Source organism: Neobacillus drentensis (assembly GCF_036966985.1).
GTDB lineage: Bacteria > Bacillota > Bacilli > Bacillales > Cytobacillaceae > Neobacillus > Neobacillus drentensis_E.
Genome location: NZ_JBALSN010000149.1, coordinates 1 through 9,007, shown reverse-complemented (window position 1 = coordinate 9,007; position 9,007 = coordinate 1). Strand labels below are relative to the sequence as shown.

General features: G+C 38.0%; 9 protein-coding genes and 1 pseudogene. 3 read left to right on the top strand and 7 right to left on the bottom strand.

What is annotated here, in order from left to right; all coding sequences use genetic code 11:
* A pseudogene (locus tag V7659_RS10375) lies at positions 1–268 on the bottom strand (hypothetical protein); the annotation flags it as partial.
* A 169-nt stretch (positions 269–437) separates the two neighbouring features.
* On the opposite strand from V7659_RS10375, the gene V7659_RS10370 reads away from it, so the two are divergent.
* Together V7659_RS10370 and V7659_RS10365 are read left to right on the top strand one after the other, a co-directional pair.
* Positions 438–845 carry an SET domain-containing protein gene (locus V7659_RS10370; protein ID WP_335539919.1) on the top strand — a complete coding sequence of 136 codons (408 nt, stop codon included), beginning with the start codon at positions 438–440 and terminating at the stop codon, positions 843–845.
* A gap of 196 nt (positions 846–1,041) precedes the next feature.
* Positions 1,042–1,413, top strand: a complete 372-nt coding sequence (locus V7659_RS10365) for a c-type cytochrome (RefSeq protein WP_335539916.1) — start codon at positions 1,042–1,044, stop codon at positions 1,411–1,413.
* Between the two features lie 150 nt (positions 1,414–1,563).
* Here the strand turns inward: V7659_RS10365 and yyaC are convergent, their stop codons facing one another.
* The gene (yyaC, locus tag V7659_RS10360) at positions 1,564–2,157 is read right to left on the bottom strand and encodes a spore protease YyaC (RefSeq protein ID WP_335539914.1); all 594 of its coding nucleotides are present in this window, start codon (positions 2,155–2,157) and stop codon (positions 1,564–1,566) included.
* A 129-nt stretch (positions 2,158–2,286) separates the two neighbouring features.
* On the opposite strand from yyaC, the gene V7659_RS10355 reads away from it, so the two are divergent.
* A complete protein-coding gene (locus V7659_RS10355; protein WP_335539913.1) occupies positions 2,287–2,724 on the top strand; it encodes a GNAT family N-acetyltransferase in 438 nt (145 codons plus the stop codon).
* 42 nt (positions 2,725–2,766) lie between these two features.
* Here the strand turns inward: V7659_RS10355 and V7659_RS10350 are convergent, their stop codons facing one another.
* The 5 genes from V7659_RS10350 to treP form a co-directional block, all read right to left on the bottom strand.
* Positions 2,767–3,795 (bottom strand): ion channel, encoded by a 1,029-nt coding sequence (locus V7659_RS10350; RefSeq protein ID WP_335539912.1) that lies wholly within the window; start codon positions 3,793–3,795, stop codon positions 2,767–2,769.
* Between the two features lie 264 nt (positions 3,796–4,059).
* Positions 4,060–4,737 carry an SOS response-associated peptidase gene (locus tag V7659_RS10345; RefSeq protein ID WP_335539910.1) on the bottom strand — a complete coding sequence of 226 codons (678 nt, stop codon included), beginning with the start codon at positions 4,735–4,737 and terminating at the stop codon, positions 4,060–4,062.
* Between the two features lie 105 nt (positions 4,738–4,842).
* The gene (treR, locus tag V7659_RS10340) at positions 4,843–5,556 is read right to left on the bottom strand and encodes a trehalose operon repressor (RefSeq protein ID WP_335539909.1); all 714 of its coding nucleotides are present in this window, start codon (positions 5,554–5,556) and stop codon (positions 4,843–4,845) included.
* Positions 5,557–5,570: 14 nt separating this feature from the next.
* Positions 5,571–7,238, bottom strand: coding sequence for an alpha,alpha-phosphotrehalase (treC, locus tag V7659_RS10335; RefSeq protein ID WP_335539906.1), 1,668 nt, complete (start codon positions 7,236–7,238; stop codon positions 5,571–5,573).
* 78 nt (positions 7,239–7,316) lie between these two features.
* The gene (treP, locus tag V7659_RS10330; protein ID WP_335539904.1) at positions 7,317–8,741 is read right to left on the bottom strand and encodes a PTS system trehalose-specific EIIBC component; all 1,425 of its coding nucleotides are present in this window, start codon (positions 8,739–8,741) and stop codon (positions 7,317–7,319) included.
* Between the last annotated feature and the right edge of the window lie 266 nt (positions 8,742–9,007).

Sequence of the window (9,007 nt, the reverse complement as noted above, 5' to 3'; positions counted from 1 at the left end):
TTTTCACTACCTGGATGAGCTCATTCATCTGTAATTCTTCTAATCTTTTAATGGTTTCAGCTTCATCATATTTTTCAGTTTTGCGAATTTGCCTTTGGAGTTTATAGCCACTAATGGTAATTTCACCTTTGTGATCAGTACCGACTAGATTATTAAAGTAATTTTGAAAAGCATCCTTTAATGCATTCATTTCCATCTCTATTTCTTTTTTCTGCTTATTCAACTCGTAATACTTCACCAACATTTCACCCGTAATCAAATTCCCCATTTGTACCCTCCTCTAGTTGCGAACGTATATTCTCATTTTATGATTTGCCTCTTCAAAAAAGAACCTGAAAAAGTGGGGGAAGCAAAAAACATTTGCTTTCTTGTTTAGTTAATGGCAAGCTATATAAAGAGTAAAAACTTCATTGGAAAGAATTTAATAGGTGATTAACATGATTGAGATTAAGACATCCAAGCTTAGTGATGGGGAATTAAATAGAGGGGTATTTGCGACTCGGGATATCGCAAAAGGGGAGCTAATTCATGAAGCACCAGTTATTCCTTATCCAAATGAGGAGCATGTTCATATTGAAAAAACGCTGCTTGCTGATTATGCGTTTGAATATGGAATTAACCACACCGCACTTCTTTTAGGGTATGGAATGCTATTTAACCATTCGTATGAGCCGAATGCTACATATGAAATTAATTTCCCAAACCACACGTTCGATTTTTACGCATACAAAGATATCAAAGCAGGGGAAGAAATCCTGATTAACTATAATGGGGAAGAGGACAATAATGACCCGCTTTGGTTCAATAAAGAAGAAACAGAAAATGAAGAAAAGGATAGATTATAGCAGGGGGTCTGCTATATCTATCCTTTTTTCTTTGCTAAAAATATCAGTTAGTTAACCTAAATAATACTGGAATAATCATAGGACTTTAGAAATATGATGTCATTGGGCATGTTTATTTTTACCTATGTGATTGCCAAAATACCGCTATTATTGCCAAGAAGGCAATCCCCTAGGAAACCACAAAAGGGGTGAAAGCTTGAAAAGGATTATCGGTTTGGGTTTATTTATTTGCATGATTGGTTTATTGAGTGCTTGTAATGATAATGATTCATCAAAAGAACCCGCAAGCAAACCTGCTAGTGAAACAACTAGTGAACCTGCTAGTGAACCAGCTACAGCATCTGCAGGAGATGACATTTTTCAAAAAAGCTGCATCACATGCCATAGCTCTGGCGACATTACAGGTGGTCAAGTAAAACTAGATTCAGCAAAAATCCATGCCGATTTTCAGAAGAAAGAAGAGCTTTTAGGATTTGTCCAAAAGAATATGCCTAAGTCTGCACCAGGTTCATTATCAAAGGAACAATATAATGCTGTGGTAAATTATCTATGGGAGCAAAAGCAATAGTGCCTAAATCGTAAATAAACGTGATAGTCCGGGGCGCTTCCGGGCTATTTTGTTTTGATTCGCTGAATCAGACGCTTCCGGGCCACTAAAATTTCAATTATTTGAAATATCTGTTATTATTAGATGGCTCAGAAATTGTGCAGTTGCTTACTAGCAATGTTGCAAAATTGGATGGAACGATGGATATTTATAGTATTGCCTGATAGCTAGGGAAATCCCTTTCGCGATATTTGTGGCCATTGTGTAAATAAGATGAAGGTTCGTGGATAGTAGTGAACATTCTAATGTTGGATCATTTTCCAACACAACCCCCATAATACTGCAGTCTCCAATCGGGGGAAGTTTTTTTCCTAAACCGGACCCAGGCAGGATGGACCCGTCACGAACCACGATGGAATTAACGATACTTTCTGAACCTAGAACACTATCGATGGCAATGACAAAACTATTCTGGGGCATAGTAATCTGTGATACCTCAGGGACAAGTGTTTGTGCATCTAAGGGTGTCTGAAGATTCCCGACTACTGTTAAATGTTGGGGATATAGATTATGAAGCAAGGTACCAACAAATGGACCAAGACTGTCACCATTTATTACATTTGAACCTATTCCAATCACGAAAATACGTTCTGTTCCTTCTGGAATGATAGAATGTAAGCTGTCGCGAATAAATAATGGTGCTAGCTTATGATTAAAAGGAATAATTTTTTCAAACAAATCTAGCCTTACGTTCAGTGCGTTCATCCTTATTTCCCCCAAGCCTCAAAATGCAAATTAATTAACAAATTACTAGTTGTCTGATAATGTTTAAATATTCTGCACTTATTAAAATTATCCTTCCATATCATTTTAAAAACAAGGAGGAATTTACGTATGATTATTCAAAGAGCAACGATGGATGAACTGGGATCGTTAACGGAGTTATTTGATCTATATCGGGTCTTTTATGAGCAAAAGTCTGATATTGAGGGTGCGCAAGAGTTTTTAAAATCTAGATTAGTGAACGAAGAATCGATTGTTTTTTTGGCGGTTGAAGGGAGCAATGCTGTTGGTTTTGTTCAGTTGTATCCAACCTTTTCGTCTGTAAGTATGAAGCGATCATGGGTATTAAATGATTTGTATGTGAAGGAACAATACCGTGGAAAGGGTGCTGGAGAACAATTAATACATAAGGCGATTCAGTTTGCAAAGGAAACAGGAGCAAAAGGCATTATGCTGGAGACAGGTAAGGGGAATCACAATGCGCAGCGGCTTTATGAAAAAGTAGGTTTTGAAAAAGAGTCCAATTATTTTTATTATTATTCCATTTAAATAAGGATGCTCGCTGCAGCATCCTTTTCGTATGCGGTTATCCTATTGGAGAAGAGAAATTGTCTCTTTATCACATATCACAAAAAGCTGAGCATCTTCAGGAATCCTACTATCAAGCTTTTGGTTTATATGAAGGTCACCCCGGTCTGCCACAAGGGTTGCTCCTTTATTAAGAAGGTCTACAAAGGCATCCCGATAGGTCTTCCATTCAGGTCGTGTAGGAATTTCATACATGGCTTCCCCATATTGAATGCTCATTAATTCAGAATACATATGTGTGACACCATGGGAAAATAAAGATCTTACCGCAGCGTGTGAAATCATTTCTTGAGTAGGAATAAACTCATCGACATTTACATGCTCAAATAATCGGATATGCTTTTGATTAATCACTTCGGCAGTGACATGAATTGATTTATGTAAACTTTTTTCTATAGAAGTAATGGCCGTTGCTATTAATAATGTTTTTCCGTCCACGAGTACGGGATCTGTAGTTGCATAATTATCCTGAGTGATTTGGTCGGCAAAAATAATCACTCCTGTGGCCTTCGGTAAATTTGCATTAAGGAGGGTTTCTTCATCGGTGGCATCACCGCGCAAATAATATAGCCGCTTCTCCATCAATGGAGCCTTTTCTAAATCATCAATAATAACAATTTCTATTTTTTTATCAGATTTTAATATTTCTTCAATTGCTAATTTAGACTTCGCACTCCAACCAATCAAGATAATATGATTTTTCCCAGTATATTTCATTTTGCCTCCAACTTTCATTTTATCAACTAGATAGATCGAATCGATGACTTTACCAATTAGAACACTGACAAGTCCAATTCCAGTGATATACAGGAAGATGGTATATACTTTACCAGCATGGGTAACGGGGGCATAGTCTCCAAATCCTACGGTTGCCAGCGTGGTCAACACCCAATAGATAGCGGTAATATATGTTTTAAATGTTTTCGGTTCAATTATATAAATTCCTAAGGCTGCAATTAATATATACAAAAGGACAAATGGAATAAAAATTTTATCCCGAACCTTTATTAAATGATAAAGCAGTTTTTTCATTTTCATCCCCATATACATCCAACCTTATCTATATCAAGTAAATATGACTTATATTTCCCCATTTTTGTAGATTAATGAAAAGTTACCAGATTTTCTGACCATTTTTATCCATAAAAAAAAGGAAAGTGGCCGAACCACTTTCTTTAAGAAGGAAAACTTTTATGGGTTAGTACATCATATGTAGGAACATGGACGTGCATGTAGTAAACCTGTCCATATTGAAAAAATATTTTTAAAAAAGAGTGCCTATTTTTTTAAAAAGGATTAACAAATTTTTTGAATAAGCCCGATTGAGTTATTTTTGGGTGAGTTAACTAAGGAAGAAACTTCGTACGTTTCCATTAGGCTTTCATCGAATGGGACGAGTAGTTTGTTTAAATCTTTGGGATTTGACACGGATGGGTCCAGCCAGATTTTTTCATCGTCCGGCTTTAAAATAACAGGCATCCGGTCATGAATATCTTTCATAAGTTCATTGGGTCCGGTTGTAATGACAGAACAAGTATAGAGTGTTTTTCCTTCGGGAGATTTCCAAGCTTCCCAGATGCCCGCCATGGCAAACATATCATCAGACTTTAGTTTAATCCGCATGGGAGTTTTGCTTTTATCCTCATGCCGCTTCCATTCATAAAAGCTGTCAGCAATGACTAGACAGCGCTTTTTTTTGAAGGCGTTTCTAAAGCTGGGCTTTTCAGCTAATGTTTCTGCTCTGGCGTTAATCATTTTATGGCCAATGGCAGGATCCTTTGCCCAAGGCGGAACCAAGCCCCATTTTAAGAATCCCATCCGATTAGACTTCCCATCATTTATGACAGCAAGGACGGCTTGGGATGGAGCAATGTTAAAACTGGGCTCATAATTTTCTTGTTCAATAAAGGCTTGAATATCGAAACGATCAATGATTTCTTCGAACGTCGCTGTTAATGTGAATCGGCCGCACATACAAGGTTCACCTCACAATTTGGTTGCTTATATTGTAGCAAACATCATTGGATGAAGGAATAAAAAGGAGACCGCCACGTTTGAATGGCGGTCTCCTTACTAAAATTAATGGGATCTACGTGCAAAATCGACAAAGCGAAACTTATCTGGCCGATGTCTTGATTCAGTGTATTGAAAGAGGGTGGCATCATCTAAATAAACATAGTTTTTGATAACAACAACATTGTGAAAGCCATCAAGGTCTAAGAGGGATCGGTCTTCTAGAGAAGGCTCCTCCACGACAATTTCCTTTTTGGCAAAGCTAATTGTCAAGTTCAATTCATTTTCGATGTATTGGTAAATTGAATCGGCACAAATTTCCTCTGTCAGGGAAGGAACGTGTTTTTTTGCTAAGAAATCTTTATCCAAGATAATTTTCTCGCCGCCCATTTCCCTTGTCCGAATGACTTTCCATACAAGGTCTTTACTGCCGAGTTGAAGCTGCTGTCTGACAAAACCATCCGGCTTGATTAACTCAAGTTCGTTCACAATCGTTTTCGGTTTACTGCCCATTTTATTGGCAAGTTCCTTAAAGCTTACCAGCCCCGAAACCGGAAAATCAAATTTGCTAATGTCGATTACAATCGAACCTTTACCTCTAACTTTTTGGATATAGCCATTTTGTGAAAGCAAATTTAACGCCTTCCTGATCGTCTCCCTGGATGTCTCGAATTGGTCCTTCAATTCGTTTTCAGAGGGAAGAAGCATTTGGGGCGGGATTTCACCGCTTTTAATTTGCTCGACAATGATGTTATAGATTGTTAGATACTTGTTCGTCATAATGACAACTCCGTTCATCTTTTCAGGTAATACACAATCGACTCATATGGCCGTAAATTGATTTCCTGGCTTAGTGAAGTCGAATCCTCATAATTAGAGAGTAACATCTCACTATCATCCACTTCAAGATGTAAATGAGCGGGGAGGACGAAGGTATGCTCTTTGCCATAAAAATTATTGATGACTAGTAATTGTTCCGTATCACTTGTTCTTAAATAAGCAAATACAGAATCATCCTCATTGGAAATCGGCTGATATTTTCCATCCGTAATTACATCGTACTCTTTTCGCAATTGAATCAGTTTTTGATAATGGAAGAAGATAGAGTTTGAATCTTTGAGTGCCTTTTCCGCATTGATTTCCTGAAAATTACGCGCTGTTTGGATCCATGGAGTCCCATTTGTGAAACCTGCATTCGAAGTTGCATTCCACTGTACAGGTGTTCTTGAATTATCACGGGATTTTTGCTTCAAGATTTCAATGATCTCATGCTCATCCATGCCTTCATTTTTCTTGATGTTAAAAATATTTAAAGATTCAACATCCCGGTATTCATCAATCGAGTTAAAGTTTGGATTGGTCATCCCAAATTCTTCTCCTTGATAAATATAAGGAGTTCCTTGGAGCATATGAAGGGCAGTTGCCAGCATTTTCGCCGACTCTTTAAGATAATTTTGATCATCTCCAAAACGGGAAACCACCCGTGGTTGGTCATGATTACACCAGAAGAGAGCGTTCCAACCGCCGCCTTGATTCATTCCCATTTGCCAATCAGATAGTATTTGTTTTAAAGAATGAAAGTCAAAGTCTGCTTTCGTCCATTTATCACCATTTGGATAGTCGACCTTCAAATGATGGAAGCTAAAGGTCATGTTTAACTCTTCTTCTGTTGGGTTCGTGTACTTAATGCAATTATCGATTGAAGTTGATGACATTTCACCGACTGTCATAATGTCGTATTTGGAAAAAACCTGTTCGTTCATCTCATGTAAAAATTGATGTATTTTTGGTCCATCCGTATAGAATTTACGGCCATCACTGTCATCCTGAGGGAAGCTTTGGTCTTTGGAAATTAAATTGATCACATCAAGACGGAAACCATCGACACCCTTTTTTAACCAAAAGTGCATCATTTCGTATAGGGCAGCACGAACATTTTCATTTTCCCAGTTAAGGTCTGCTTGGGTAACATCGAATAAATGAAGGTAATACTGTTCGGTGTTCTCGTCATATTCCCATGCCGAACCACCAAATTTTGATTCCCAGTTCGTTGGCTCTTGGCCGTTCTTGCCATCTTTCCAGATATAGAAGTCACGATAGGGGTTATCCTTCGAGCTTCTTGCTTGTTTAAACCACTCATGCTCTGTTGATGTGTGATTGATGACGATATCCATAATGATTTTTAAGCCGCGTTTGTGGGCTTCTGCTAATAAGCAGTCAAAGTCTTCCATTGTTCCATATTCTTCATGAATGGAGTAGTAATCGCTGATATCATAGCCATTATCCCGTTGTGGAGATTTATAAATAGGGGTAAGCCAAAGGACTTCCACACCTAGTTGTTTTAGATAGTCTAATTTTTCAATGATGCCTTGAATATCGCCGGTACCATTTCCGGTCGTATCATTAAAGCTTTTCGGATAAATTTGATAAACGACTGCTTTTTTCCACCAGTCTGTTGTCATTTTCCAGCACCTGCCTATAAGTATTCTAATAAGGAAAAGGAGGGAGTATGTCTCCCTCCAAACTATGTGATTTTGCTGTTATTTTTTAAAAGAAAATTTATTCATGCGTGTTTTAGCAAAGACAATCGTTAGAATGAATGGAACCACAATGGCTACTACCATAGCAATCGCAAACATTGCCATATGCTGCCCCTGGATAGATAAGAATCCAGGAATACCACCGACACCGATAGAGTTAGCCATAACGTGGCTGCCAACGGAGACAACACCTGCAATCATGGAACCAATCATTGCAGCAAGGAATGGGAAGCCATACTTTAAGTTAATTCCGAACATTGCTGGCTCTGTAACTCCTAAGTAACAAGAGATAGCTGCTGGAATCGAAACTTGTTTTTCTTCTTCATCTTTACGATTAATAAAGATCATCGCAAGAACAGCTGAACCTTGGGCGATATTAGATAGAGCAATCATTGGCCATAGGTTTGTACCGCCAAGTTCACTCATTAATTGTAAGTCAATCGCATTTGTCATATGGTGTAAACCAGTGATAACAAGTGGGGCATAAGCAAATCCGAAGATTGCCGCAAAAATCCAGCCAAATGCTGAGGTTAAGCTAGAATACACAACATGAGAAATTCCTGAACCAATACTCCAGCCGATAGGACCTAATACTGTATGAGCAATTAACACTGTTGGAATTAAGGCTAAGAATGGAACGACGATCATGGAAATGGAATTAGGAACAATTTTACGTAATCTTGTTTCTAAGAATGCTAGTACTAATCCGGCTAAAATTGCAGGGATTACTTGGGCTTGGTAGCCAATCATTTCAATTTTTGCAAATCCGAAATCCCAGAAAGGAATTTCTTTCGCATCCGCTACAGCATATGCATTAAGCAATTGCGGAGATACGAGTGTAATACCAAGGACGATCCCAAGGATTTGTGAACCACCCATTTTTTTCGTAACCGACCAAGTAATACCGACTGGAAGGAAGTGGAATACCGCTTCACCAATCAACCAAAGAAAGGCATGAACACCTGCCCAGAACTGAGAAACCTCGGTAATCGATTTTGTTCCACCATCAAGTAATTTGATATCCCCGATGATGTTTCTAAAGCCAAGGATTAAACCACCTACAACTAGCGCTGGAATTAAAGGTGTGAAGATTTCAGCGAGGTGGGCCATCATGCGTTGCAGCCAGTTCATATTTTGTTGTGCTGCTACTTTTGCTTCTTCTTTAGAAGTGCCATCCACACCAGCAATTTTGACAAATTCATTATAAAAGCTAGATACTTCGTTCCCAATGATGACTTGGAATTGTCCAGCTTGGGTAAATGTACCTTTTACAAGTTTAATGGATTCGATTTCTTTAACATCGGCTTTGCTTGGATCGTTTAAAACAAAGCGCATTCTTGTCACACAATGAGTGACCGCAGCAATGTTCTCCTTACCGCCAATGTGCTTTAATAGATCTTTTGATGGATCTGTGTAGTTCGACATTTTTCTTTCCCCCTGTTTAAATGGGTAAAACCCCATTTTCTATCTTCTATTTTTTTCTCACTCTCTATACAAGTTGTGGGTACGTTTTCAGTAAAATATCGTGTCTTGTATATACAAGTTGTGATTACGTTTTCATTCTAACTTGTATATACATGTATGTCAACTATGAATTAAATAGTTTTCCTAAATATAAATAATGGGAATAAACCATAAAATTCATATTTTTATCATAAAAGGAAATTTCTTGATTTTACCTGTGCCTTTTG

Bases quoted from the DNA above. Each gene is read 5' to 3' on its own strand.
- V7659_RS10345 (WP_335539910.1), bottom strand. From the start codon at position 4,737: ATGTGCGGCCGATTCACATTAACAGCGACGTTCGAAGAAATCATTGAT.
- treR (WP_335539909.1), bottom strand. From the start codon at position 5,556: ATGACGAACAAGTATCTAACAATCTATAACATCATTGTCGAGCAAATT.
- V7659_RS10370 (WP_335539919.1), top strand. From the start codon at position 438: ATGATTGAGATTAAGACATCCAAGCTTAGTGATGGGGAATTAAATAGA.
- V7659_RS10355 (WP_335539913.1), top strand. From the start codon at position 2,287: ATGATTATTCAAAGAGCAACGATGGATGAACTGGGATCGTTAACGGAG.
- yyaC (WP_335539914.1), bottom strand. From the start codon at position 2,157: ATGAACGCACTGAACGTAAGGCTAGATTTGTTTGAAAAAATTATTCCT.
- V7659_RS10350 (WP_335539912.1), bottom strand. From the start codon at position 3,795: ATGAAAAAACTGCTTTATCATTTAATAAAGGTTCGGGATAAAATTTTT.
- treC (WP_335539906.1), bottom strand. From the start codon at position 7,238: ATGACAACAGACTGGTGGAAAAAAGCAGTCGTTTATCAAATTTATCCG.
- treP (WP_335539904.1), bottom strand. From the start codon at position 8,741: ATGTCGAACTACACAGATCCATCAAAAGATCTATTAAAGCACATTGGC.